Below are 25,221 nucleotides of genomic sequence, written 5' to 3' on the forward strand. Positions count from 1 at the left end.
AATTTTAAGACAAAGCAAAGTTGTAGATTTGCGCTAAGGCGGGTGCAAATGCTCACGCAAATGCACTCCACGATTCCTTGCGGAATCTTGCAATGGTGCGTTAGTTCCTCTGTCGTTGCGAGATTCTGTGTTAGTAGAATCGTGGCAATCTATAATCTTGCAAAAAGCAAATCAAACAAAGGAATCTTGCAAGAATAGCTCACTCCAGATATTCCCCAATTTCTTTTTTGGAAGTTTTCCATTCCCCGATACTTTGCCATTTTGCAAGATTGCAAAACCTACAAAAGGGAATGGGTTTGGATAAGAATTGCAAAATCTCACTATAATCTTTTACCTTGTAAATATCAATGGAATCTAGCGGGGATAGGGGCAGATTTTGATTAAAAGTGGAGTTGAAATAATGGATATTTGGTGCAATATTGCAGGGGTAGATTTTGCCCTCTTTAAAATGAGTGCATTGATTTGCTTGATGGCAACCTGTGAAGCTATGGAAGCAATCTAAATTCCCTTTTGGCTCTAAAATTGTCTTATATGAAGTTTTTTCTACTTGTGCATTATTGAAAAAATGTAATGGAATCCCGTAAGTTTTGCATTGCGATTCCACAAACTCCCAATCTACTTTAATGGGGTATTTCGTGGGGTGTAGTTCAATCTTGTTTTCTTTCAAGGAATCCCAAAAGTCTTTTGGCTGGGTTTCAAGTAAGATTCCATTGGTGATTAACCAAATAGCAGAGTTTGGAAAATACTTTCTAGTAACAGCAAAGAAGTCTTTGCAATGAGGATTTAAAAGCGGTTCTCCTCCTGTAAAATATAATCTCTCAATTAGTCCATTTGTGATGAGGCTTAGTTGTTGAATGTCTTTTGTGAATCGTTCTAAATTTGGAAAGCCTTTAGGGGCGAGTTGGGAGAAATGGTTGCAGGAAAAACAATTTAAATTACAATGCTCTGCTAAATGAATCTCTACAAGCTTCAAATAGGCTTGTGGGGTGAGTTTTCTTAATTTATTGTTCGTTATATTGTTTTGTGCAATAAGATGTTTATTTTGTGATTCTAATGTTTGGATTTGCATTTTAGAATCTTGAATAAGATGTTTGTTTTGTTGCTCTAATGACAGAATGGCATTTTCAAGGTTTTGAAGTTTTTGCTCTGTTTCTTGAAGTTTAAACTTTATCTTTTGGTGTTGTTTGGCATTTTTAAAAAGAGAGAGAATCCAAAGTTTTTTATCGTGGATAAAAGTCTTTAGTTTATTTTGCCCCCCCCCCCCCATTTTTTGCTTTTGTTTCATTAGAACTCCTTTACTAGATTACAACTTTTGGAATATAGGCGTGTAAGTGCGATAGAATCTCATAAGGAATCGTGTTGAACGCCCGAGCAAATACACGAGCGTCATTAAAAATACAAACTTCTTCTTGTGTGGATTCTATGCTAATGCAATCCATTGAAGCGCGTGGCAAGATTCTAAATCCCTCTGTGCTTAAAATTTCCATTCCTTCACGCAAACGAAACAAACCATCGCCATAGCCAATATCATAAGTGGAAACCGCACTTTCTTGATTTAACGCACTTGCGCCGCTGTATCCTATTCTTGCACCACTTTTAAGGTTGAGAGTAGAAATTTTTTTGGCAAAAAGCGTGGCAATGGGTTGCAGATTTGGCATAGCAAAGGCAGAATCTTGGCATAAATAGCCATAAAATGCGATTCCAATGCGAAACAAATCATCTTGCAAATCTTGTGGCAAACGATGATGAAAGTCTTTAGCGCGAAAAGCACCAGAGGAGCTAAGAGAATGGAATCTTGGCTTTGCTAGTTTGTAATGCGCACAGAGCCTTAAAGACTCTTGCTTGATTTCCAAAAATTCTTTATTTTGCGTGTAAAATTCACTGCCAAAATCATCTCCAAAACCGATATGTGTAAAAATACCTTTGAGATTCAGGTGCTTTTTGGAGATGATTTCAAAAGCCTTGCCTAAATCCTCTTTTGCGATTCCATTGCGATGCATTCCGCTATTGACTTTCAATTCAATCTTGGTATCTTTGGGATAATTGTGCAAGGATTCTAAACTAGGAGCGCAAAAATACACTTCAGGCATTTTTAATGCTTCTTTAAAAGCGGAATCCATAGGCAATGAATAAGGGTATAGAATAGTAATGTAGTTGAAAAAGGGCGCAACTTCTAGGGCTTCATAAGCATTTTTTACAAAAGCATTTTGAATCTTTGCTTTTTTCGCAAGTGTGGCAATTTGCCTTAATCCGTGTCCATAGGCATTATCTTTTAAAACAATAGAAATTTTTTCGGGATTTTTAGGAGTAATTGTATTTAGAATCGTCTGATGATTGTGTAAGAATTTTTGAGAATCTATTTGTAAATAAGGCATAAAATATTCCCCCAAAAGGGGAAAAAGAATTATTTAACTGCAGGAAGCTTAGAGATGTAGTCTGCTACTGCATCAATGTCTGCATCAGTTAGTTTAAAGTTTTTCATATTTGCATACATAATTGCTTTTGCGCCACCATTGTCTGCTGTTCCTGCTGCGTAACCTTTAAGTTGCTCTACAAGTCTAGCTTTGTCCATTCCAGCAATTGTTACACCGCCTTTGCTTCCCGGAGCGACTTTTTCAGCATTTGCCCCGTGGCATGCGATACATTTTTTGAAAATAGCAGCACCATCACTAGCCATTAAACAGCCACTTGCCAACACGATTCCTAATAAAATCTTTTTCATAGTTAAACTCCTTTCCGTTTAAATACATTTGCAATCTTATCTTTATCTGTATAAAATAATTCTAAAATTTATTACAAAATATGAAGTTAATATTTTTTGAATGGCATTTTTATGCAGAATCCCAAGAATTTAGTGTTACAATGTCACTAATATTATAAGACGATTCTTGATTAGGGGATTAAATATTTGAAAATATTTAGATTTCTTGGAACTACATTAGAAGCAAAAGCGCGTGTGTTGGTGTTTAATATTGCTTCAGGATTGCTTTCTTTAGCGGTTGTTTCTTATGTGTATTACTTTAGTATCAAATACGATTATGATATTCTCTTTACAGAATATAGCCAGTCGTTAATCGGTTTAGAGGAGTTGCATAAAAGTGTGAATAATGCGCAAGATTTGGTTCTGAACCATAAAAAAGAGGAAATTTTAGAAGAGCGAGAAACAATTATGCAACAATGGACAAATTATAAAAATCTGCAAAGCAATCTTTTAAATGAAAGCCATTTCACTTATTTTTTGCTAAAAATTTATTATCTTTTTGGAAAAGAAAATTTAACTTTGTATGAAAAAACTTATTTTGAAGAAAGTCTTAATCGTTTAAATAATGCAATCAACAAATACCTTGATTTGTTAGGAAGCAACATTGCACAAACTATGTCTAACCAAGAGGAGAATTTTAAAAAAAGTTTAAATTCTCTTGAGCAAGAAATTTCGCGAATGACAGAAGCAAGTTTGCATTTTGTAGAGGTGAAAAAAACTCGGAATAATGCGTTGCATAGCGTGGTGCATAAAGTGGTTTTGGTAATGATGTGTTTGATTATGCTTACAACGATTCTGCTTAGTTTTTTGATTCTGCGCAATATTAAAAATTTGCACGCAATGTCAGAAAAAAAAGTGCAAGAAAAAACAAAAGAGTTGCAGATTTTGAATAATTCCTTGCAAGAGAAAATTGAACAAGAGGTATTAGAAAATCGCACAAAAGATCAAATTATGTATCAACAAGCGCGATTAGCAAGTATGGGTGAAATGATTGGCAATATTGCACACCAGTGGAGGCAACCTTTAAATGCGTTAATGCTGTTGATTCAAACTTTCAAGGTTAAATCGCAAAATGGAAAATTAACGCAAGAATTTATTGATTTGCAGGTTAATGATGGTTTGAAAATTGCTAAGGCAATGTCTCAAACAATTGAGGATTTCCGTAATTTTTTTCACTCCTCTAGCGATAGAGAAGTCTTTAATTTAAAGGAGAATATTCAAGATTCCATTTCTCTTGTTGATGCTTTTTTAAAACAAAATGAGATTAGTATTAAGGTGGATTGCCCTAGCGATATTGAGCTTTATGGCTATAAAAGTGCATTTTCTCAAGTAATTTTGAATCTTATTAAAAATTCTGAAGATGTTTTGAAAGAGCGATGCATTACACCCGCTAAGATTCATATTGTGGTAAGCGTAGAAAATGGTGGGTGTTTTAAGGAGATATCATCTAAAGATTGTGTTAAGATTTTATTTACAGATAATGCCGGAGGCATTAAACTCAAAGATATACAAAAGATTTTTGAGCCTTATTTTACAACCAAGCATAAATCCGTTGGCACAGGAATTGGATTGTATATGTCCAAACAAATTATAGAAAAGCAAATGCAAGGAAGCATTGAAGTGCGCAATGTGCGTTATGATGATGGGTTGAATCTATGTAAAGAGAAAGTTTGCATACAAGATTGCCCCATTAAAGATGGAACTTGTGGTGCGCAATTTATTATCACGATTCCGCTTAAAAGCTAGAGCAAAGGAGGAAAGATGTTGTCCAAAAACGATGAGAAAATCTTAAAAAATCTCAAGATTCTTTATGTTGAAGATGAGGAGGATATATTAAAGTTTGCCTCTATGGTGCTTGAGGATTATGTGGATAAACTTGTGATTGCTAGGAATGGTAAAGAAGCGTTAGAGATTTTGAAAAACGAAACGATTGATTTAATGATTACAGATATTTTAATGCCTAAACTCAATGGCATAGAACTCATTAGAGAAATGCGTAAGATTCCGCTTTTGGATTTATCGGTTATTGTGGTAACTGCGCATACAGAAACGCGTTATTTGTTGGATTGTATTGAATTAAAAGTTGATGGATACATTTTAAAACCTATTGATGTAGAGGAATTGTTAAAAACGATTCTACGTGCTACTTTACCTAAATATCAAGCAAGTGAATTGCGTGCTAAAAATATTCTTTTGAATGCAATTTCTGTTTTTGTAGGTGGCAAAAAGATTGAGATTATTAAGTATCTTATAGAGCATAGCGATAATGAAAATATTTTTTATGGTTCGTATGAAGACATTGTGCAAGAAGTTGGCGTCAGTAAGCCCACAGTGGTTAAGACATTTCATCAGCTCATAGATACAGGTTTGCTTGTGCGTTTAAAAAATAAAATTTATAAGTTTCAACCCGATATTTCACAATACAAAGAGGAATCTTGATAAATAAAATTTTGGTTAAACGAAAGTAGAGCAATGGAAAAAAAAGATGTATTTTATCTAGCAGGTTATGACCCTCGTAGCTATCGTTATTATTATGTGCTTTTGAAAAGAAATCTTTACAAGCAAAATTCTTTGAATGGTTTAAATTTGGACATTTCTCCTTGCAGCCAAAAAGATACGATTCCTTATTGCGTGATTTCAGGAGAACAATCTCAAGTGTATTATCATTTTTTGCAATGGGATAATATTGTAAAAAAATATTGGGCAAAAAATTTATTGGACTTTTTATTGGATTTTACCTATTTTTTGCAGAAGTATATTTTTTCTGGTATTTTTAGGATTTTTGCTAAAGAATCCAAAACTCAATTAATTGCAGGTTTGTATCCAATTTTATATTTTTGTTTGAGTTATGCAATTAGTTTGATTGGAATCTTTTACTTGTTTAAAACCATAGAATCTTGGAATCTTGTTGTTGCGATTTTGTGTATTGTGTTGTGTTTATGGGGGGTTACGAAGATTATTTTGTATGTCGGGCAAAAATTTGCAGTCTTTTGGCTCTCTAATATTTATGCGTTTTGCGCTAAATATGCAACGGGAAAAATTGTAGAATCCCGAGCAATTATCAGTGAGTTTAGTCAAGCAGTTTTAAAGGCATTACAAGAAAATCAAAAAACCAAAAATTACGAATTGATTTTGTGTGCGCATAGTGTTGGGACTATTTTGGCTGTGAGTGTTGCTGCTAAAGTTGTCAGAATTGCCAATGAGCAAAAGTTGGATTTAAGTTGTTTTAAGATTCTAACTTTGGGGCAGTGTATTCCGCTTGTAAGTTTTCAAAAGAGTTGTGAAGAGTTTAAAGCAGACTTGAAAACTCTTGGAAATGAGCCTCTTGTATGGTTTGATTTTACCTCTAAAATTGATGGTGCTTGTTTTCCCTTGCTTGATTTTTTTCGCTCCTCTGGAATAGAGGCAAGATTCAAGCCAAAGTTTTTATCTCCTAGATTTCATCAGCTCTTTACCCCGCAAACTTATAAAAAAATACGTTATAATTGGTATTTGGCACATTTTTTGTATTTATATGCTAATGAAATTTTAGGACAATATGATTTTTTTAATTTTATCGGTGGTAAAAATACTTTAGAATCTAAAATAGGAGCAGACAATGGGACAATGTCCGTTTTTTCCAAAACCGCATAAAAATAAAGCAAGTTTGCTTACAACATTCTTGCTTAAGAGACGTTCTTGGCTTGATGGATTGTATGAAAAAAGCTATAAGATGAAATCTGGACAAGTGAAAATGCCCGGCTTTGATCTTTATATAGCAAATCACCCTAAGGATATTCGCCGTGTAATGGTAGATGAAGTGAATAATTTTCCTAAGAGTAATTGGCTACATCAGCTTTTAAAACCTTTGCTTGGAGAGAGTATTTTTACTACCAATGGTGCAGTGTGGCAAAGACAAAGAGAGCTTTTAAGACCAAGTTTTGAACAAGCGCGTATTACAAAAGTCTTTGGTTTAATGAGCGAAGCCGTAGAGGATATGATGAAAAAACTTGCTCATTATCCCAATGGAGCTATGATAGAAGTAGATGAGATAATGACTTTTGTAACTGCAGATGTAATCTTCCGCACGATTTTATCCCAAAAGCTAGATGAATCACAAGGAAAAGAAGTTTTGGACGCTTTTGTGGTTTTTCAAGAGCAGACTGTACATACAGCGATTCGTAAAATGTTTTGTATCCCACAATGGATTTCTTATGTTTTAGGCGAACATAAGCGAAAAAAGGCAGGAGATAAGATTCGTAAAGTATTGGCAGATATTATCAAGCCACGTTATGATGCAGTGAGTGCAGGAGAAAGCAAAGAATACGAAGATATTTTAGCCTCATTGTTAGAAGTTGTTGATGACCAAAGTGGCAAACGATTTAGTTTTGAAGAAATTTTAGATCAAGTTGCAATGTTGTTTTTGGCAGGACACGAGACGAGTGCTAGTGCTTTAACTTGGACTTTATATATTTTAAGCATTTCACCACAGGAGCAAGAGAAAGCTTATCAAGAAATTATTGAAGTTGCAGGAAATGAAGTCCTAACTTTACAGCACATTCGCAAATTAAAATATGTTTCTAATGTTTTTAAAGAATCCCTACGACTTTATCCTCCTGTTGGATTCTTTGCAAGAACTGCTAAAAAAGAAGCAAAGATTCAAAATAAGTTAGTCAAGGAAGGTTCTGGTGTGGTGGTTGCCCCTTGGTTGATTCAAAGAAATGAGAGCTATTGGAAAAACCCACACGAATTTGACCCTAGTCGTTTTGAGGATAAAAATACAATCCAAAAGGATACTTATTTGCCTTTTGGAATGGGAGAACGCATTTGTATTGGGCAAGGATTTGCAATGCAAGAAGCTATTTTGATTTTGAGCAATATTTTAAGGGCTTATCAATTAAAATTAAAAGAAGATTTTGTTCCAGATGTTGTAGGGCGTTTAACGATTCGTTCTGCTAATGGAATGCAAATTCAATTTACAAAGAGAAAAGCTTAAATGAAAGAGAAATTGGCAGGGACTTTATTGTTATGCGCATTGGTTCCGTTGATGATTATTGGCTATCTTTTGATTGTCATTGTTGGAACATTTGGTAAGGTTTCGCGTGTGCGACAAGGAGTGCGTGCATTAGATCATTTTGTGAATGCCACTTTGTTTAATGGTTATGCGTGGGAATCTGTTTCTTCGCACGCTTGGCGTGAGCGAGATAAAAAATGGGCAAAAATAGTGATAAAAATTACAGATTTTTTTCAAAAAGATCATTGCAAACGCGCAAACTCAAGAGAGCAACCTATCATTGATTTAGTGCTTAGAAAACGTTTAAACGATCAAACGATTGGAAAGCAACTATGATGAAAGTTTGTTTTTGGGATTATTTATTTTGAGTGCGGGGGGGGGGGATTTTAGAAGAAAGAGAGCCATAAAAGCTGCCATTGATTTGATTGTGGTCTATAAGGTAGTTTCTGAAATGCGTAAAAAGTTGTTGATTGATTTTAAACTTTTTTGCATTGCTCCAAAATTGATTTAAATTTCCCTGAAAGGTAAGCCCCTCTATATCATAAAATGCGCTTCCACAAACTTTTGTAGGACATTTATGCAAGATGCTTGAAAGCCCCGTTGTGCTATTGATGACTATGCAGCCTAGTGCATTATGCAAAAACTGCGGCAAGTGAATATCGTGTAAATAAATAATCCTTTGGCTAACATTGAATTTTCTAGCTTGACGCTTGATAAAGATTTTATAGTTTTTATATCCTCTGTCCATTGGGTGGTGTTTGATAACTAGAAAATGTTGAGGTTTAGCGTATTGAGCAAAAGAACGAATAGAGTTTTTAATAAAGTTTTCAATCCTTCTGCCATCAAAATGATTTTTGATTTGCGTGTCATTATGCACTTGCAGGATTAGGGCAAAGTATTGTCTTTTGGAATCTAAAATAAATTCAATGTCTTCTTTTTCACTAAATTTATAAACTTGTTTTCTGAAAAGCGAGAGAAACCAAGGAAACATCTCCATACCGCTTAAGCTGCGGTGATGCAATTTGTTGTTAAAGTAAAATCCGCACCAAAAAGCCGCAAACCAATAGAGAAAGGAAAACCACGCCATATTCCTAAAGGAATGTTTGATGGCATACTCTTTGGATTGTGGTAAGGAATGATAGTTAAGAAAAAATTGTGGATCTTTTGGGAGTGTAGAATTTGCATTAACTCCCTCGTATTCTAAAGTGATAAAATTTGGGCGAATATAACCTTCTTCAAAGATGAAGCACGGAATCTTGAGGGATTTTGCGACTTCAATGGCAACTTTGTGCAGTGGGCGACAATCGTTAAACATTAGAACCTTTTGAATCTTATTTGTAAGATAAAAGTTTTTAATAAATCTTTTAAAATCCGTTAGATTGCCACGATAACTTTGTGCTCCAAAAGGGAAAAATAATAAATCACCCCCATTGAAATTAAGTTTAAAAATTTGATTATTATTCTTTTTAAGCTTTTGTGCTAAATGGTAAAAAAAAGGACCTACAGGTCCTTGCAGGAGGAGAATATTGGAATCTTTAAATTGTAAAATGGCATCATCTAATTGCATCGGACAATTCTTATTGTGTTGTCTTAAAGGTCTAAAATAACTTTCGTAGCAATCGCAACTTGATAAAGGATTTGCGTTAGAACACTCGTGATTTGCAATCCGCGTCCTGTTTCTATTTCAGGCAAGACAAGTAGGGAATCTCCGGGTTGCATTGTTTTAGCACTAGAAACAGAAAGCCAACCTCCATTGTAACGTTCCGCTTTACCATTGGAACGAATAACTAAGATTCGTTTTTTGTTGGCTCTTTCTGTGAAATCACCCGCTAACTTAATATAGTCTTGTAAGCTCTTGTTTGGTTCATAAGTGAATGCTCCGGGAATTGCAACCTCTCCTTGCACAAGAACCAAATTGGTTTTTGCAGGAATATTAATAATATCGCCCTCTTCAAGGATTGTTTTAGCAAAAGCTTGTTTGTTTTCTAAAACAACTTGACCTTTGGGTTGAACATTTTTAGCGCGTTCAATAAATTCCAATACCATTTTGGAGTGGCTTGCACGCATACTTGCCTCCTGTGCGGTAACAGATGAGGAAGTTAAAGCAAGTGTTTCAAGCTCTTTTAGCTGCGCTTCAATAAGTTTTTTCTGTGTTTGTGCAACACTTACGCGGAAAAGTTGAATGGCATCAATATTGGATTGTGGATTAGGCTTAAGTTTTAAAACAACTTCTGCTAGACTTGTTCCCTTTTTGACTACCATAGAATGCAATCCGCTATGCTCTCCTTCTATTGTAATATGGATATTTTCAGCATTGTAATCTGGGCGAAACTCTACTTCGTCTCCAACCCTTAAGAGAACGGATTGAAAATCTTTTTTGTTATAAGAAGCAACATCTATGGTATGATTAGGTAAATAAGAGCGGACGACTGCATTTGTTACAATAGGCTTTGCTCCAGCAGCATCTGCTAGATCTTGTAAGGTTTTTATGTTGTCTTTTAATTCAAACCTGAAAGGTTTTTGCACATCACCTTGCGCAAACGCATAGCTTTCTACATTTTTAACCAAGATGACATCTCCTGTCCTAAAGGGGAATAACTTTAATTTACCATTAAAAAGAAAGTCATATAAATCAACCTTGAGAGCAACTCTATTGTCGCGTAGAATTTCAATATCCCTGAAACTTCCATACTCTAGGTTGATTCCGCCCGCTTTGTCTAAATATTGGACAACAGAATCAGAGCTTAAGCCTTGATAGAGACCGGGCTGATTGACATTGCCTGTAACAAAGATTGAGACATTTTGATAAACATTCATATCGGCATAAACAAAAACATTTTGTTTGTAGATTTTGGCAATGTTTGCCTTAAAAACTTTAACCAAGTCTCCATTTTTGACGCCTAGTAGATTGACTGCGCCAACATTTGGCACAAATACATTTCCTTGTGAATCCACCATAAGTTCTTGTTGAAACTCTACTGCTCCCCACATTCTGAAGTTGATTTTATCGCCCACAGCAATTCTATAATCTGGATTATAGAGAGATTGGGAAGCTTGTGTGAAATTACCATTAAACAAATGCGCACCAAAGACTGAAGGCAATTGGGGCAAAATAAAATTTTGTGTATCGGTTGAAGCATTATTGACACTAGTTTGGTTTTGATTTTGAGTCATTTGTGTAGATTGCATATTTTGTGCATTTTGCATATAGATAGTATTGTTTGTATTATCCTGATTTGTTTGTGTTGGATTTGATTGAATCGGAGAAATAGACGAAACATCAACGGCTTGAGCAAAATGGCTTAAAAAAAGGCTAATTATGATGATTTGGACAATTCTTTTCATTAGTATCTGTGCTCCTCTATAATTGATACAATAAGTTTGATAATACCATATACCATAGACAAAATAGCAAAAATGGTAATAATGTTATATAGTTTTTTAGGATATTCTGGAGATTGTGGCTCACTTGCTCCTTGGATAATCACTAATTGCTTGATTTTGCGACTAGACTCTATTCTAGTGGTTTCAACAGAGGCTAATGCTACCGTATAGGCATCTTGCGCAAATTGTGCCTCAATGGTTAAATCTTGGAATTTTGCCGCTAAATTATTGAGACGTTTGGAATTATTAGATGAAATAATTTTAGAAGTTTCTTTTGCTAGTTGCTTCTTTAATGCGTTAATCTCTGATTTAAGCATAACAATCTGTGGCGCATTCTCATTGAGGTAAGTTTGCATTGTGGTAAGCTGGGTTTCTTTTTCTGCAATTTTACTTTCAATGCTGGTGGTTAGATTTGCTTTTGCTTCTGCTTGTTTAAGCGGATCAAATACACCATAACGACTTTGGAAAGTTAAAAGCTCGTTTTTAGCATTTTGCAAACGCGTTTTTGCTTTTAAGAGTTCTTGTTCTGCAAACATCATTTGTTCTCTTGCTGCACTTCGTGAAATTTCATTTACAAAGAGTTCTGATTCTTTCAAAATAGCTTGTGCAATCGTTTTGGCATCTTGAGGAGAGAATCCTTCTACATTGATTTGAAGTAAGCCTGAAGCATCATCAAATACTATTTTAACGCGATTTTGATAGAATTTTAAGAAGCTTTCTTGACTTGCGCTACTTGGCAACAGAAAGAAAAGATCTTTTTTTTGTGATTCATAAAGAGATTTGATTTGTATCTCTTTGTTTAATTTGTTGAGCATATCAAGAGAGTGAATATATTGTTTAAGAAACAATACATCTTCCCTTGCTCCCGTGTTGATTCCAACTAAAGACGCTAAGCCACTAACAGGGGCAATATCGTTATTGATGGAGCGCACACTTACAGAAATAGAGCTTACATAGCGGTCTGCTGCAATCAATAAATAATAAAGAATCACAAAAACCATTAGTAAATAGACAACTTTAAAGCTTTTAAGGAATGGTAGAAGCTTTTGAATGTTAGGTTGTTGTAAAAGAGATTTTAAAAAAGTCATATTTATTTTCCTTGATATGCTTTAATGCCCTCATCAATATCGTCATAAACTTTTGCTACGCCATCTTGAATATGAATAATTTTGTGGCACCATTTTTTGATTTCCGAAATACTATGGGATACCAAGATGACTTTAGAGGTGCTTAGTTTTTGTTGATAGAGTTCCTCACTCTTTTTCTTAAAAGATGGGTCTCCTACTGCACCTGCCTCATCAATTAGATAATAATCAAAATCAAAAGCCATACTCATTCCAAAAGATACGCGAGAGCGCATTCCAGAGGATAGAATGCCAACAGGTTCATCAAAGAATTTTCCAATTTCAGCAAATTCCTCTACAAAAGCAATTTTCTCTTTCAAGGCATCGCCTTTATAGCCATAAACACGTGCAAGAAATTTAATATTATCTCTTGCGCTTAATGTTCCTTGAAAAAAAGCTCCAAGCCCAATAGGGAAAGATATTTTTTTGTCCGTGATGACTTTGCCTTTATCGGGCATATCCATTCCGCCTAAAATTCTCATTAGGGTGGATTTTCCTGCACCATTGCGTCCCATAAGTCCAATACTGCAACCATCGGGAAATTCAAAAGTTAAATCCCTAAACACATAATGCCTTCCTTTGTTTAGGGGATAAGATTTAGTTACGCGGTCGAGTTTTATCATCGGATTTGCCCTAAATATTTGTATCGGTAATAATAATACCAAAGCCCGATAAATAGCAGAATAATAGCAAAAGAAAAAGGATAGACAAAATCAATCCCATCTGTCAAAGGATAGCCAACAAAGTAGTTTTGTCTCAACATTTCAAGAAATTGCAATACGGGATTATAAATTAAAAAATCTACAATATGGGTAGGTAGAATCCAAAGAGGATACAAAACCGCAGAAGCAAAGTATAAAATATTGATTCCATAAGTAATAAATATTTTAGCATATTCTACCTCACTATCTAAAAACGCTAGACAAATACCTAAAGCAAATCCCAAAAATGCTAAACCCAAAAAAGCAACAAGCACTTCTAAGAAATTCATTGGCAGGATTGGTAATTCCAAAAACCAACCAAATCCAAACATAAAAATAACAAAAATAGTAAAATAGATACAGATTTCAAGGAGGGCTCGGGCTAAAAAAATATGAATCGGCTTAACGGGCTTATAGGCTATTAAGCCGAGATTTGCTTGCACTCCAGCCATAATCTGCGTAACAATATTTCTAAACATAAAAAATGGCACAAAACCTGTAACTAAAAACATCTCCACAGGAACTTGGGGGATTGATCTTGCACGAATCATCGTAAAAATAATGAGAAAAAAGATGATATGCGTCATAGGCTCTCCAATAACCCAAAAATAACCTAGTCGCTTATTTTTTCCAAAACGCGTCTTTAATTCTCTAAAAAATAATGCCTGCACGATATGTGTCATTTATTTTATAAGCCTTTAGTTTTAGTATTTGAGAAAAATTATCAATAAATGTTTGAATTATAAAATAAGATAGCTTTATTTAAGTATAAATTGACAAAAAACAATAAATTTGTTATAGTAATATCAATTACTCTTTAAAGCTTGAAATTTGGTGTGTTTTTATGAATGTTAATAAAATTCTACAAATAATTATTTTGATAACAACTTTTGTTTTGAATTTGTGGGGAGATAATTCCAAAAATGTTTTATTTAAAGACTTGGAACTAAAAAGTGGCGAAAACCTCAAAGTGCTTATTTTAGATGAAAATATGCGAACTTTAGAGATTATGGAAGTGAATATAAAAGAATCCAATCAACTCACGCTCAATCTACCAAAAAATAAGAAAGTTTATGTTACTTTTATAACGCCACAAGAGGAAGAAAGTGTGGCGGATTCTAAGGTGGATTCTACAAATTTACCCACTCAAGCATTGCAGCAACCTCAAAATCAATTAATTACTTCTCTAAAAAAAGAAACTTTAGGTCAAAAATCCAATGCGGATTCCAATACTTATATGCTTTATTCTGATGAACAAACGCTTTATGAGGGGAGATTCGAGAGAAATAAGTTTATGGGAGGGTTGTTGGGATTTGAGCCGCATAAGTTTAATTATATTATCCCTGCAAATGTGAGCAGCTCCAAAGAACCAAATCAAAGCAAACAGGTGGAAACAAAGTTTCAAATCAGTATTAAAAAAATGTTGCTAGATGACTTATTTGCTAAAGATTTGGATTTATATTTTGCTTATACACAGCAGAGTTTTTGGCAACTTTATGATAACCAAAACTCTAGACCCTTTCGTGAAAGCAATTATGAACCAAGCTTGTATTTAAGTTATCCATTAGACAAATATGATTTATTTTTTGACCGCGTAGATTTTGGTTATGTGCATCAAAGCAATGGAGGAGATTTGAACAATTCTCGCAGTTGGGATAGACTTTTTGTGGAGGGGATTTATAGTTATGAAAATTTTACTATGGCTTTAAAAGCTTGGTATAGAATCCCTGAAAGTGCCGATAAAGACGATAATCCAGATATTACTAAGTATTTAGGTTATGGAGAATTAACATTTGGTTATTTATGGAATAAACATCTCTTGACTACAACCCTGCGCAATAATTTAAGAGAGGACAACAAGGGTTCAATTTTACTAGATTATTCCTATCCTATTTACAAGAATCTCTATTTGTATTTGCAGTTTTTTAATGGATATGGTGAAAGTTTGCGGGATTATAACAATTCTATCAATCGTTTTGGTGTTGGGATTTTATTTAATCGTTAGCAATGGTGGCCACGACTGGACTTGAACCAGCGACCACTACCATGTCAAGGTAGTGCTCTACCAACTGAGCTACGCGACCAAAATGTAAAATGAAGTGCGATTCTATCACGACACACTTTTATCTTTTCTTAAAAAAGCTTGGCAAAATATTAAAACAACACCTAAATTAATCATCACATCAGCAAAATTAAAAATTGCAAATTCAAACCCATAATGCCAAAAAATATAATCCACAACCCCGCCGTGAATGAAGCGGTCTAATATGTTTGAAATCCCCGCACCAAAAATCATTCCAAGCGCAAGGGAATATTCTTTTAAAATTTCCTTATGCCTCCAAAGATACGCAAAGATTCCAACCAAAAGCAGAATTTGTAGATACTTTAGCCATTCCTGCAAAAATGCAAACATTGAAAACGCCACACCCTTGTTATATACAAGCAGTAGTGAAATCACATTGGTAAAGTAAATCACATCTCCACTTTCATAGCCACTTAGGACAAAATACCACTTAATACCTTGATCTAGCGCAAATACCGCCACAAATGCGATTCCAAACCAAAGCAAGTAAGCTGCGCGCGAGACTAGCAAATTTTACCCTTAAAATAGCTTTCACATTCTTGCATTGCTTTATCTAGTGTTTTGGTGTCTTTGCCCTCAAGAAGAATCCGTAATTTGTTCTCTGTGCCACTATATCGGATTAAGTGCCTAATCTTTTGCGATTCTATATTTTTTAACAAAGATGAATAATCTTTTAATGATTCTAAGGGTGGCTTAGAATGGACATTGAGATTCTTTAAAGTTTGCGGATAAAGTTTAAAACAATCTAGGACTTTAGAAGCAGATTTCTTGGATTTTAAAATATAGGCTATGGTTTGTAAAGCACTCACCAATCCATCGCCCGTTTTGGCAAAATCACTAAAAATAATGTGTCCGCTTTGCTCCCCTCCAAAGTTTAAGCCTTGTGCTAACATTGATTCCAAAACATATTTATCTCCCACATTGGAGCGCACAAGTGTGATTCCGTGCGATTTTAAAAATTCCTCTAGTGCATAATTGCTCATAATGGTTGCTACCACAGCGTTATTTTTTAATGTTTTATTCTCTTTAGAAGCAAGTGCTAAAATTCCAATTAGTTTGTCGCCATTTACCACTCCACCTTTTTCATCAACCACCACAAGCCTATCAGCATCGCCATCAAGCGCAAACCCAATATCTGCACGCACCTTGCGCACTTCCTCTTGCAACATAAGCGGTTGGGTTGCTCCACAATTTTCATTGATATTAAACCCATTGGGTTCATCGTTAATCACAAAAACTTCCGCACCCAACTCACTAAAAATTGTCGGCGCAACTTTATAGGCTGCTCCATTAGCGCAATCTAACACGACACGGATTCCGTGCAGGGATAAATCTTTGGGAAAAGAATTTTTAATATGCACGATATAACGTCCCACAACATCATCAATCCGTTTGCTTGAGCCGATTTCCTTGCCTCGCTTTTGAGCGTTCTCAAGCTGATGCACATCGTTGTAAATTGCCTCAATTCTCTCCTCGTCTTTTTCATCAAGCTTATAACCACTGCGTCCAAAAAATTTGATTCCATTATCCATAAAAGGGTTATGACTAGCACTGACCATAATCCCGCCATCACAGCGCATATCCTCTGTTAAATACGCAATCGCAGGTGTTGGCATTGGACCAATTTGAATCACCTCATAACCTACCGCTGTAAGCCCACTTACAATAGCATTTTCTAGCATATATCCACTGCGCCTTGTGTCTTTGCCTACTAGGATTCTGTTTGTTTTGGAGTGTTCGCGGTAATAAATCCCAGCTGCAATCCCGAGTTTTAGCGCACAGAATGCGTCAAGCTTTACACCAGCTTCGCCCCTTACGCCATCTGTTCCAAAAAGTTTCATTGCTACGCCTTTTATTTGCTTTTAATAAAAAATTGGCTAAAATTATAGCTTAAAAATTTCATAAAAAAAAGGATTTACACCCTATGGCAAATCATAAATCAGCGCAAAAACGCATTCGTCAGACAAAAACACGCACAGAGCGAAATCGCTACTACAAAACAAGAATCAAAAATATGACAAGAGCCTTGAGTGAGGCGATTGCAGCAAAAGATTTAAGCAAAGCTCAAGAAGTTTTTAAGCAAATCAATCAAAGCTTCCACAGCTATGTGAGCAAAGGAATCCTAACCAAAAATACTGCTGCTAGAAAAGTTAGCCGACTCAACGCTTCTGTTAAAAAACTTGCCCTAGCAAACGCTTAAAATCAGCGTTTGTTTGGAATCTCACTTAAAGCCATTTAATGTTAGCACTCAAACTTCAGCCTTTTATTGCGCGTTACGATGAAATTAGCGCGTTGCTAGTGCAGCCTGATATTCTCAATGATATTAAACGCATTACCGAGCTTAGCAAAGAGCAAAGCGACTTGGAGGAGCTTGTGCAAAAGGCGCGTCAATATCTTAAGAATCTCCAAAGCATTGAAGAAAATAAAGCCTTGCTAGATGACAAAGAATTGGGCGATTTGGCAAAAGAGGAGATTAAAGAAGCAGAGACACAAAACGAAGTTTTAGAATCCGAAATTAAAGTTTTATTACTTCCCAAAGATCCCAATGATGATAAGAATATCTATTTGGAATTGCGCGCAGGAACGGGCGGCGATGAAGCGGGAATTTTCGTAGGCGATTTGTTCCGCACTTATGTGCGCTACGCGGATTTAAAGGGTTGGAAAGTGGAGATTATGAGTTCTAGCGAAAACAGCGTGGGAGGATACAAGGAGGTTATTGCGCTTGTAAAAGGAAGTGGCGCGTATTCTAGGCTCAAATACGAGGGTGGGACACACCGCGTCCAACGCGTCCCCGCCACAGAATCGCAAGGACGCGTGCATACTTCCGCCATTACCGTTGCCATTATGCCAGAAGTTGATGATGTAGAAGTTAATATCAACCCCAATGATTTGAGAATTGAAGTATTCCGCGCAGGAGGACACGGGGGGCAGTGCGTTAATACCACAGATTCCGCTGTTAGAATCACGCATATTCCCACAGGCATTAGTGTATCAATGCAAGATGAGAAATCCCAGCATAAAAACAAGGACAAAGCCCTAAAGATTCTAAAAGCTAGAATCTATGAAGCAGAGCTAGAAGCGCAAATGGAACAAAACGCAGAGGCACGAAAGTCGCAAGTAGGAAGTGGGGATAGAAGCGAGAGAATCCGCACTTATAATTATCCGCAAAACCGCTTAACAGACCACCGCGTTGGGCTTACATTGTATAGCTTGGAAGAAATTATGCTAAGTGGAAATTTGGATTCCGTGATTGACCCGATTGTGGCGTATTTTCAGGCAGAGGCACTACAAAATAGCGGAATCGCATAAGATTCAATGCTTGAGATTGCATTTTAGTGCTAAGATTCTCCATTCTATGGAATCTTAGCGCATTCAAAACTCCATAAAATCTTAAGAATTCCGCAAAAATATGGGATTCTTAAGTTACCTTTTACCTAAAAGTGATACAATTACATTTCTTTTTACTTTACTTGGACAGATGGGTGAGTTGGCTGAAACCACATCCCTGCTAAGGATGCGTAGTCGCAAGATTACCGAGAGTTCGAATCTCTCTCTGTCCGCCACTTTTTATCTTTCATTATTCTGTATTCTTATCTGCATCATTGCTTTTGTTGTGAATATTTTGCTATAATCTTAAATATAAAACGCCATTTAAAATCAAAGTTTTTCCATTTAAAATCGTAGTGCTTTGATTTAAAGTGGAAAAATTTAGCAATTTTTAAGGATAAGCTAGAAAGTTTAGAAGATTTGGTATAATTTATGTTAAAAATAATATATTAGGGGGCTATATGTGCAGCACTTATGATATTGAGAATAAGAAAAATAATAAAGCTCTCAAGATTGCAGAATTTTTGATTGAAAATAAGATTGAAAATGTTTGTTTGGCTATACAAGGTGCTTGGGGTGCAGGTAAAACTTATTTATGGAAAGAAGTTGAAAAAGAGATTGAGAAGATAAATAAAGAGAAACAAGTTGTTTATATTGATTTATTTGGCAAGGAAAGTTACAAACAAATCCTAGAAGAAATAGTTTTGAAGGTTAATGGGATTCATAATGAGGTGCTTGAGAAAGCAGCTAAATTTACCTCTGGTGCTATAAAACTTATAGTGCCAGCAGTACCTAAAAATATTAATCTTGATTCCATTTTTTCTATTTTTAAGAAAGAGGATTTTGAGAATATTATTGTTTGTTTTGATAACATAGAAAGAAAATCTGACAAGTTGCCACTAGATGAAATTTTGGGACTTGTCAATTTGTTAAAAGAAGATAAGTCCTGTAATGTAGTTATGATTTTTAATAAAGACGAATTGGATAAACAGGAATTAAATAATCAAAAAGAACAAAAAGCGAATAGAGGACAGGAATCAAGCAGTAGTAAAGTAGAACATCCTAAAAATTGGTATGAAACCTACAAAGAAAAAATTATTGATTATGAGACTATTATTGATAATAATGATGAAATAGCACGCAAAATCATTGAGAAGAATTTAAAGTGTAATATTGAAGAAATAAAGCAAGACGTTGCAAAACTTATCCTTGAATGTTTTAAGCAAAAATTAAATAATAATTTAAGATTGCTAATAAAGATTACACAGCATATTAATTATTTTAATAAAGAATGTTTTATGCAATTTTATAATTACAAAGAACGTGAAATTTTTATAGATACTCTAAGAATACATTATCAGACTTTATTTGATGAAGTAATGAAATATTATTCAATAAAATCCGATGATAAAAATGGAATAGTTTTTCTCTGCTACAAGAAGTATTTTAATAATTTTTGCAATTTAGAGCAACAAGAATTAGAAATTTTAAAGAACGATTTTAAAAATAGCCTAAAAAATGAAATTAGAACTAATTTTGAAAAATATAAGGACAAATATCTTTTTGGCAATTTAAATGATAAGGAGTTTGCCAAATACATTGAATATTCATTTCCAAAATTCAATAATTATGTTAAAGACAATGGAATGAATTATTCTATTGGTTATTATCAACATTTTTTTAATATTTATGAAAAGATAATTGGCAAGGAATTAGATTGCAAAAAAGATATTGAAAAGTCATTCATTGAGGCTTTAGTTAAATATGAATTTAATCTATCAGCTTATCACGCTCCATTTTATAAGGATTTTTACCAAGAAATAGAAAAATTTAAAGAAAATAATCAAGAATACAAACAATATTATCAAAAGCTTAAAGAAGAGAAATATCAAAATAAGAATATTGAATCATTTTTAGCAGAATTTGAAAAAATAACAAGCACATTTACGATTGATGGCATAAAAAGATACAATCAATACCCATTCAAAGATATTGCAGAATATTTTCAAAAAGATAATGAATTCTGCCAAGAGTTTTCTATCTTTTTTTCTAATTTAACGGTTTCTGGGATTGAGAAATACAATCTTGAAAATAACTTATTTCTAGGATACCAATATTTTCTAAATAAAAAAGAAAATAAAATTAAAAAAGAAAATGTCCTTATAACCCTTAAAAGCCAAGAACATGATTGTATCTTATTGAGGTTATTAGAAAAAAACAATCTCTCATCTTAAGAGTTTTTGCAATTTAAGATGCGCTTTAACTTTTCTTAAATTTATTAAGGAATTTTAAATGGTTAAAATAAAGAGTTTTTTATTCTTGATTCACAGAAGCTAAAATTAATTTAAAAGCTGTTTAAAATCTTTTTAAACACTCAAACTCCCTTTCATTTCAAAATCTATTCTTGCTTTTTCTTAATTTTATGCTAAATTCCTTTTAATATAAAATAATTATTGGGGATTATGATGGAAATGGAAGAGATTATAGAGAAACTAAAGGATATTTTGGCGAGTGAGGGGCAAACAAAGATTAAAAGCATTGATGTAGCCAAAGCCTTAAACATACACCCCGATACTTTCAATAGTATGAAGTTTAGAAACTCTATCCCCTATAAACAAATCCTAAACTTCCTAGAGCAAAGAAAGATTAATATCAATTACTTTTTCTTTGGAAGCTCCCCTAAAGAAAGCTTAGGAAGCGAGGAGAAGTATAGGATTCTAAAACTCTATAAAACAAATGCTTCTTTAGGAGGGGGTGGAATGAATGAGTTTGTAGAATATCAAGAAATAGTAGTGGATAATACCATGCTCAATTTCTTTCAGAGTCAAAATTGCGAATGGATTACAAGTTTTGGCGAATCTATGGAGCCTGTCATCAAGGACGGCTCTATTTGTGTGATTGATAAGGCAAAACCATTTAAAAATAAAGGCATTTATGTCATCAACACAAGAGAGGGGCTTTTTATTAAGCAAGTTTTTAAACAACAAAATGGAGTGATTCTGCATTCTTTTAATCCAGCCTTTAAAGATATTTTTTACAATAATGGAGATTTTCTGATAATTGGCGCGGTTATTGGTGAAATTAGACGAATACACAGCACACACTAAGCTATGGAGAGTTAATGTTGTCTCATCAAAACAAAGGGAGACAAAATGAATAACCTAGCTAAAAAAGAAACACTAAGAGAAGATTTAGAAGGAATCCTTTTAACAAGATACGAAGAGACTGATGATTCTCTTTATACTTACAATCAAAATTTAAATGTAAGATTGCAAACACTAGAGGAAATGAAAGCCTTAATCACTGCCTTGCAAGAAGTCAATAAGGACATCAAGAATGCAAAAGTCAGCAAGGATTTTAAAAGAATTGAAATCAAAGTAGAAGATTGCTTTTGTAAAAGCGTCATTTTAACCTATGTGGAATCTAGCAATTATTATAGAGAATCTTTTGAGTAATAGGAATAGGCACATTGAAGTGCCAGAAGCACTACTCTCTTTTTGTGTCATTCTTATTGAAAAAATCAAATTCACCCCTCATATTCAGGGTGAAATTCTCTCTTTGGAAAGTTTAAATAGGCTGTTGGCGAAGCAGGATTTAAATTGTTTGAATCCCCCAAGATATTAAAAACATTAATATTGTGCATAAACATATTAATGTTTGCTAATGTGGTTGTTGGTATAGCAATGGTTTTTGGTTGCCGATAGATTTGTGGTTGGGGTCGTTGTAATAGTTTGAATATAACTTCAGATTGCATTAGTCGTTCGTATAGAGAATAAATCACTTCTTTGATAAAAGTTTTATTCCCCTCTAGTAATTTCTCTTGTATCTCTTTGTCTTGATAAATCAAGAAAGAAAATTCACTACTTAATGCTAATCTATATCCCCAACATTCTAAGTCTTGAACAAACAATATTTTTTCATTTCCTAGCCTTTTGATATTAAGCTGTAAAACATCCACATATTCATTAAAGAGATTAATCAGCTGTTGAGTTTCAAGATTTAATTGTGCATTGGGGATAATTATCATTCCATTCAGGGGTAAATAGGCATTGTGATACGCATTAAAGAGAATAAATTTATCTAAAGGGCTTGCTTCTTTGAGTATTCTTTTTAATCTTCTAGTTTCTTTCTTTTCCTGCATATAGGGATTGAGCCAAGCCCCAAAGAAAGCCCCTCCTAAAGTTCCGCAAACACCAATCAAACTAATCCAAACACTAGAATCCATTATTTCTCTTTATATTTTTAGTTTGAAATTCTATCTAATTCTTGAGCTTTAAATGAGCTAGATTGAATGAAAATAAAAATTATTACAAGCAATCTAGCTCATAGTTTAAGGTTTTAAATCTCTTTTAATAATTCCTCACCAACAACTCCTTCCTTTTCACATTCTGTGTTTGCATATTGATTCTATATTTTGTCTCTAGAGTTTCTATGGTAAAGTTCTTATAGAGATTCCTTACTAGCTCACAATCATTATAGCTTAACAAGAATTTACCTTTGATACTCTTTAGAATCTTGCATAAATCCTTGTGGTCTTTTAAATCAAAGGTCTTTTTGTTCTTATAATAATTCTCTGTTCCCACATAAGGAGGGTCCAAATAGAATAATGTAACATCGCTATCATATTGCTTAATAAACTCTCTAAAGTCAAGATTCTCAATACTCACGGGTTTAAGCCTTTCTGCATAGACTTGAAAGCTCTTATAAATATTCTTTATGCTTCTTGCTTTTTTACACATTGCATAATTGTCCCTCTTGCCCCCGAAGCTATGCACAATAGAATAAAAATAAAGTGCGGCTTTTTCTATCTTGTTTCTTGGAATCTTTACTTTAGAATCCAAGAAAAAGTCTCTACCATTAAGCATTCTATTCAATTCTATTTGAAGACTCTGCGGACGTGTTTGAATGATTCTGTGTAGATTGATTAAATCCTCATTCCAATCATTAATCACCTCATTATATTTTGCTTTAACACGCTCTTTGGCATAAAGCACAGAAAGACTACCTGCAAACACTTCACAATAGCAAGAGTGTTCAGGCATTCTCTCTACAATCTCCTTTGCCATTTTAGATTTCCCACCTACCCAAGCAAAGGGGGCTTTAAGAGTGCTAGTTTTCATTTTAAAGTTTGCATTTTCCATTGCAACTCCTTTTAAAATGAAATTTTTTTGCTAGATTTTCAAAAGTGAGGTATCATTCCCTTGCTAGTTTTCATTAAGGGGGTTTCCCCTTATTCTTTATTGTTTTCTTTGATTCTTTGTTCTCTTATAATCTCTAATTTTTCACTTTGCCATTTCATAATAAGTTCCAAACAAGCACACTTTTTCTCTAAAAATTGAAGCGTATGGTTTAAAGATTTGATTTGTGCTTTTAAAGCTTTCTTTTTCAAAGGGCTTCTCCTTAAAGTTTAATCTCCAGATTCTTTATAAAGGTGCTTTTTAAAAGCTCACAGACAAGAGTAGGCAACCTAGCTTTTACAAGTAAAGCTTTCCTAATTGCCTGTTCGCTCTTAAAAATCCCCTTTGCAAACATTGTCATTATTTCTCAAACTCCACACTTGTAGTAAAAGAATCCACGCTCAAAGAGTGATTCACACTCTTAATACGATATTCCCCGCTATCCTCTCCTGCATTACTTAGGCTTAAGATTCCCCCCGCAAATACCTTGCTACCATAAATCTCTAAACTTCCACTTACGATTCCACTATTTGCCCTCTCTAGTTTTGCCTTAGCTTTTTCTTTAGCTTCTGCTGCATTCTTGAAACTCTGCTCCAGTTTGATTTGCTCCCCCTCGCCACTGCCTACCACAACTTCTTTGATTGCATTTTCTTTTGTATCGTGCCATACTGCTTTGCAACTCCCATAAAGCGTCTTATTGGAATACTTAATGCGGTAGCTACTGCATTCACTTAGGCTAATGGAAGCTTTAGGAATCGTGCTTTTACCCTCATTGCCTTTCCTTAAAAAGATAATCTGATTATCCTTGACATTAAACACTGCGTCAAAGTCTTTTGCAAATTTCTTTAAAAATGCTAAATCGCTGATGTCGTGTTGTCCTGTATAGGCAATCTTAATCTCTCCATAATCAGCAACTGCACTTAAGCCGTGTTCTTTAGCAATTCTCTCTACAATCTCTTTGAGGCTTACCTTTTCCCACGCACGATTCTTTCTCTTTTTTAATCCCCCGCTAAAATCTACTCCTGTTGCCGTAATGGTTGTGCTAGATTCCGTCCTCTCACTACTTTGCACCGCAAAGCTCCCACAATACCAAAGCCCACTCTCCTTATAGCCTAACCATAGCTTTAACTTATCTTGGTATTTTGGACGCTTGAAAGTCCCATACACACTAAGTGTAATCTCATCACTCACAATCCCCGCTTCATCTTTGAAGCTTAAAGAGATGAGATTCTTAGCAATGTGTTCGGTTACATCATTCTCATTCGCTAGGATTCTAAAGGCTGGTGTAAAATGATTCACTTATAATACCTCTTAAGTGCGATTTGCAAAGTGCGTTTCAAACTTGCACCATTGGGGATTATGGATTCACTTTTAATATTCACACTCTCTACTAACACCTCACCGATAATCTTGCCATAGCCTAGAACCATAAAGAAAGGTTGTTTTTGTTTTACTGCCTCTAAGAATCCCTCTATCACCTCTTGCTTTTGTAACAACATATCAAATTCTAATGTGAAAGATTCTTTAAACTTCCCACTATTAAAATACGCTGGATTATTCCCAATTCTTGCAATCTCGCTAAAGGTTAGCTCCAAATTGGATTCTATTGTATTGAGTTGCGTTTGTTGTAAGATAAATTTAAAATCTCCCAATGCAAGATAAGCCATTTAA

At 34.5% G+C, this 25,221-nt stretch carries 27 protein-coding genes and 2 tRNA genes; 13 read left to right on the forward strand and 16 right to left on the reverse strand.

Annotated features, from left to right (window positions below; all coding sequences use genetic code 11):
* Window positions 1-48 precede the first annotated feature (48 nt).
* A complete protein-coding gene (locus BS85_RS11410; protein ID WP_156938067.1) occupies window positions 49-198 on the forward strand; it encodes a hypothetical protein in 150 nt (49 codons plus the stop codon).
* Window position 199: 1 nt separating this feature from the next.
* On the opposite strand, the gene BS85_RS0105580 is transcribed toward BS85_RS11410, so the two are convergent.
* The 3 genes from BS85_RS0105580 to BS85_RS0105590 are packed head-to-tail and all read right to left on the reverse strand — an operon-like array spanning window position 200 to window position 2,722.
* Window positions 200-1,285 carry a radical SAM protein gene (locus BS85_RS0105580; RefSeq protein WP_245596300.1) on the reverse strand — a complete coding sequence of 362 codons (1,086 nt, stop codon included), beginning with the start codon at window positions 1,283-1,285 and terminating at the stop codon, window positions 200-202.
* A 13-nt stretch (window positions 1,286-1,298) separates the two neighbouring features.
* Window positions 1,299-2,375, reverse strand: a complete 1,077-nt coding sequence (locus tag BS85_RS0105585) for an alanine racemase (RefSeq protein ID WP_026943934.1) — start codon at window positions 2,373-2,375, stop codon at window positions 1,299-1,301.
* A gap of 29 nt (window positions 2,376-2,404) precedes the next feature.
* Window positions 2,405-2,722: a c-type cytochrome gene (locus BS85_RS0105590; protein ID WP_026943935.1), complete on the reverse strand. Its 318-nt coding sequence runs from the start codon at window positions 2,720-2,722 to the stop codon at window positions 2,405-2,407.
* A 186-nt stretch (window positions 2,723-2,908) separates the two neighbouring features.
* On the opposite strand from BS85_RS0105590, the gene BS85_RS0105595 reads away from it, so the two are divergent.
* The 5 genes from BS85_RS0105595 to BS85_RS0105615 are packed head-to-tail and all read left to right on the forward strand — an operon-like array spanning window position 2,909 to window position 8,090.
* A complete protein-coding gene (locus BS85_RS0105595) occupies window positions 2,909-4,507 on the forward strand; it encodes a sensor histidine kinase (protein WP_026943936.1) in 1,599 nt (532 codons plus the stop codon).
* 15 nt (window positions 4,508-4,522) lie between these two features.
* Window positions 4,523-5,200 (forward strand): response regulator, encoded by a 678-nt coding sequence (locus BS85_RS0105600; protein WP_026943937.1) that lies wholly within the window; start codon window positions 4,523-4,525, stop codon window positions 5,198-5,200.
* 33 nt (window positions 5,201-5,233) lie between these two features.
* The gene (locus BS85_RS10365; RefSeq protein ID WP_051604710.1) at window positions 5,234-6,394 is read left to right on the forward strand and encodes a hypothetical protein; all 1,161 of its coding nucleotides are present in this window, start codon (window positions 5,234-5,236) and stop codon (window positions 6,392-6,394) included.
* The gene (locus BS85_RS0105610) at window positions 6,360-7,736 is read left to right on the forward strand and encodes a cytochrome P450 (protein WP_026943938.1); all 1,377 of its coding nucleotides are present in this window, start codon (window positions 6,360-6,362) and stop codon (window positions 7,734-7,736) included. Before BS85_RS10365 ends, BS85_RS0105610 begins: the two co-directional genes overlap by 35 nt.
* Window positions 7,737-8,090: a hypothetical protein gene (locus tag BS85_RS0105615; RefSeq protein ID WP_026943939.1), complete on the forward strand. Its 354-nt coding sequence runs from the start codon at window positions 7,737-7,739 to the stop codon at window positions 8,088-8,090.
* Window positions 8,091-8,109: 19 nt separating this feature from the next.
* On the opposite strand, the gene kpsS is transcribed toward BS85_RS0105615, so the two are convergent.
* From kpsS to kpsM, 5 genes are read right to left on the reverse strand one after another with little or no spacing between them, the layout of a single operon-like run.
* Complete coding sequence (kpsS, locus tag BS85_RS0105620) at window positions 8,110-9,321, reverse strand: capsule polysaccharide modification protein KpsS (protein ID WP_026943940.1); 1,212 nt, start codon at window positions 9,319-9,321, stop codon at window positions 8,110-8,112.
* Window positions 9,322-9,344: 23 nt separating this feature from the next.
* Complete coding sequence (locus BS85_RS0105625) at window positions 9,345-11,099, reverse strand: polysaccharide biosynthesis/export family protein (protein ID WP_026943941.1); 1,755 nt, start codon at window positions 11,097-11,099, stop codon at window positions 9,345-9,347.
* Window positions 11,099-12,226: a KpsE/RkpR family capsule polysaccharide export protein gene (locus BS85_RS0105630; protein ID WP_026943942.1), complete on the reverse strand. Its 1,128-nt coding sequence runs from the start codon at window positions 12,224-12,226 to the stop codon at window positions 11,099-11,101. Before BS85_RS0105630 ends, BS85_RS0105625 begins: the two co-directional genes overlap by 1 nt.
* 2 nt (window positions 12,227-12,228) lie before the next feature.
* Window positions 12,229-12,885, reverse strand: a complete 657-nt coding sequence (locus BS85_RS0105635) for an ABC transporter ATP-binding protein (protein WP_026943943.1) — start codon at window positions 12,883-12,885, stop codon at window positions 12,229-12,231.
* Window positions 12,882-13,646 (reverse strand): capsule polysaccharide transporter KpsM, encoded by a 765-nt coding sequence (gene kpsM / locus BS85_RS0105640; protein WP_026943944.1) that lies wholly within the window; start codon window positions 13,644-13,646, stop codon window positions 12,882-12,884. The genes BS85_RS0105635 and kpsM overlap by 4 nt, the downstream gene beginning before the upstream one ends.
* Window positions 13,647-13,807: 161 nt before the next feature.
* Here kpsM and BS85_RS0105645 point away from each other — a divergent pair, with 161 nt between their 5' ends.
* A complete protein-coding gene (locus tag BS85_RS0105645; protein WP_034551266.1) occupies window positions 13,808-14,968 on the forward strand; it encodes a phospholipase A in 1,161 nt (386 codons plus the stop codon).
* A 3-nt stretch (window positions 14,969-14,971) separates the two neighbouring features.
* Here BS85_RS0105645 and BS85_RS0105650 read toward each other — a convergent pair.
* The 3 genes from BS85_RS0105650 to glmM all read right to left on the reverse strand — a co-directional run bounded on the left by BS85_RS0105650 (window position 14,972) and on the right by glmM (window position 16,887).
* Window positions 14,972-15,047 (reverse strand) — tRNA-Val (locus BS85_RS0105650).
* 26 nt (window positions 15,048-15,073) lie between these two features.
* Window positions 15,074-15,556 carry a signal peptidase II gene (gene lspA, locus BS85_RS0105655; protein ID WP_026943946.1) on the reverse strand — a complete coding sequence of 161 codons (483 nt, stop codon included), beginning with the start codon at window positions 15,554-15,556 and terminating at the stop codon, window positions 15,074-15,076.
* Window positions 15,550-16,887, reverse strand: coding sequence for a phosphoglucosamine mutase (glmM, locus tag BS85_RS0105660; protein ID WP_026943947.1), 1,338 nt, complete (start codon window positions 16,885-16,887; stop codon window positions 15,550-15,552). Before glmM ends, lspA begins: the two co-directional genes overlap by 7 nt.
* A gap of 83 nt (window positions 16,888-16,970) precedes the next feature.
* Here glmM and rpsT point away from each other — a divergent pair, with 83 nt between their 5' ends.
* From rpsT to BS85_RS0105690, 6 genes are all read left to right on the forward strand, one after another.
* Complete coding sequence (gene rpsT / locus BS85_RS0105665; RefSeq protein ID WP_026943948.1) at window positions 16,971-17,246, forward strand: 30S ribosomal protein S20; 276 nt, start codon at window positions 16,971-16,973, stop codon at window positions 17,244-17,246.
* 38 nt (window positions 17,247-17,284) lie between these two features.
* Window positions 17,285-18,355 carry a peptide chain release factor 1 gene (gene prfA / locus BS85_RS0105670; RefSeq protein WP_026943949.1) on the forward strand — a complete coding sequence of 357 codons (1,071 nt, stop codon included), beginning with the start codon at window positions 17,285-17,287 and terminating at the stop codon, window positions 18,353-18,355.
* A 163-nt stretch (window positions 18,356-18,518) separates the two neighbouring features.
* Window positions 18,519-18,609: transfer RNA gene (locus BS85_RS0105675), tRNA-Ser, on the forward strand.
* A gap of 225 nt (window positions 18,610-18,834) precedes the next feature.
* Window positions 18,835-20,607: a P-loop NTPase fold protein gene (locus tag BS85_RS0105680; RefSeq protein ID WP_051604711.1), complete on the forward strand. Its 1,773-nt coding sequence runs from the start codon at window positions 18,835-18,837 to the stop codon at window positions 20,605-20,607.
* 231 nt (window positions 20,608-20,838) lie between these two features.
* A complete protein-coding gene (locus tag BS85_RS0105685; protein ID WP_026943951.1) occupies window positions 20,839-21,480 on the forward strand; it encodes a S24 family peptidase in 642 nt (213 codons plus the stop codon).
* Between the two features lie 45 nt (window positions 21,481-21,525).
* Window positions 21,526-21,828, forward strand: a complete 303-nt coding sequence (locus tag BS85_RS0105690) for a hypothetical protein (protein ID WP_026943952.1) — start codon at window positions 21,526-21,528, stop codon at window positions 21,826-21,828.
* A 71-nt stretch (window positions 21,829-21,899) separates the two neighbouring features.
* On the opposite strand, the gene BS85_RS0105695 is transcribed toward BS85_RS0105690, so the two are convergent.
* The 5 genes from BS85_RS0105695 to BS85_RS0105720 form a co-directional block, all read right to left on the reverse strand.
* A complete protein-coding gene (locus BS85_RS0105695; RefSeq protein ID WP_026943953.1) occupies window positions 21,900-22,598 on the reverse strand; it encodes a hypothetical protein in 699 nt (232 codons plus the stop codon).
* A gap of 124 nt (window positions 22,599-22,722) precedes the next feature.
* Window positions 22,723-23,514, reverse strand: coding sequence for a DNA adenine methylase (locus BS85_RS0105700; protein ID WP_026943954.1), 792 nt, complete (start codon window positions 23,512-23,514; stop codon window positions 22,723-22,725).
* An 89-nt stretch (window positions 23,515-23,603) separates the two neighbouring features.
* The gene (locus BS85_RS11415) at window positions 23,604-23,762 is read right to left on the reverse strand and encodes a hypothetical protein (RefSeq protein WP_156938068.1); all 159 of its coding nucleotides are present in this window, start codon (window positions 23,760-23,762) and stop codon (window positions 23,604-23,606) included.
* Window positions 23,763-23,910: 148 nt separating this feature from the next.
* Window positions 23,911-24,849 carry a phage late control D family protein gene (locus BS85_RS0105715; protein ID WP_026943955.1) on the reverse strand — a complete coding sequence of 313 codons (939 nt, stop codon included), beginning with the start codon at window positions 24,847-24,849 and terminating at the stop codon, window positions 23,911-23,913.
* A complete protein-coding gene (locus BS85_RS0105720; RefSeq protein WP_026943956.1) occupies window positions 24,846-25,217 on the reverse strand; it encodes a phage tail protein in 372 nt (123 codons plus the stop codon). The genes BS85_RS0105715 and BS85_RS0105720 overlap by 4 nt, the downstream gene beginning before the upstream one ends.
* Window positions 25,218-25,221: the final 4 nt, after the last annotated feature.

Origin of the sequence: Helicobacter rodentium ATCC 700285 (genome assembly GCF_000687535.1) — a bacterium.
Classification (GTDB): Bacteria; Campylobacterota; Campylobacteria; order Campylobacterales; family Helicobacteraceae; genus Helicobacter_D; species Helicobacter_D rodentium.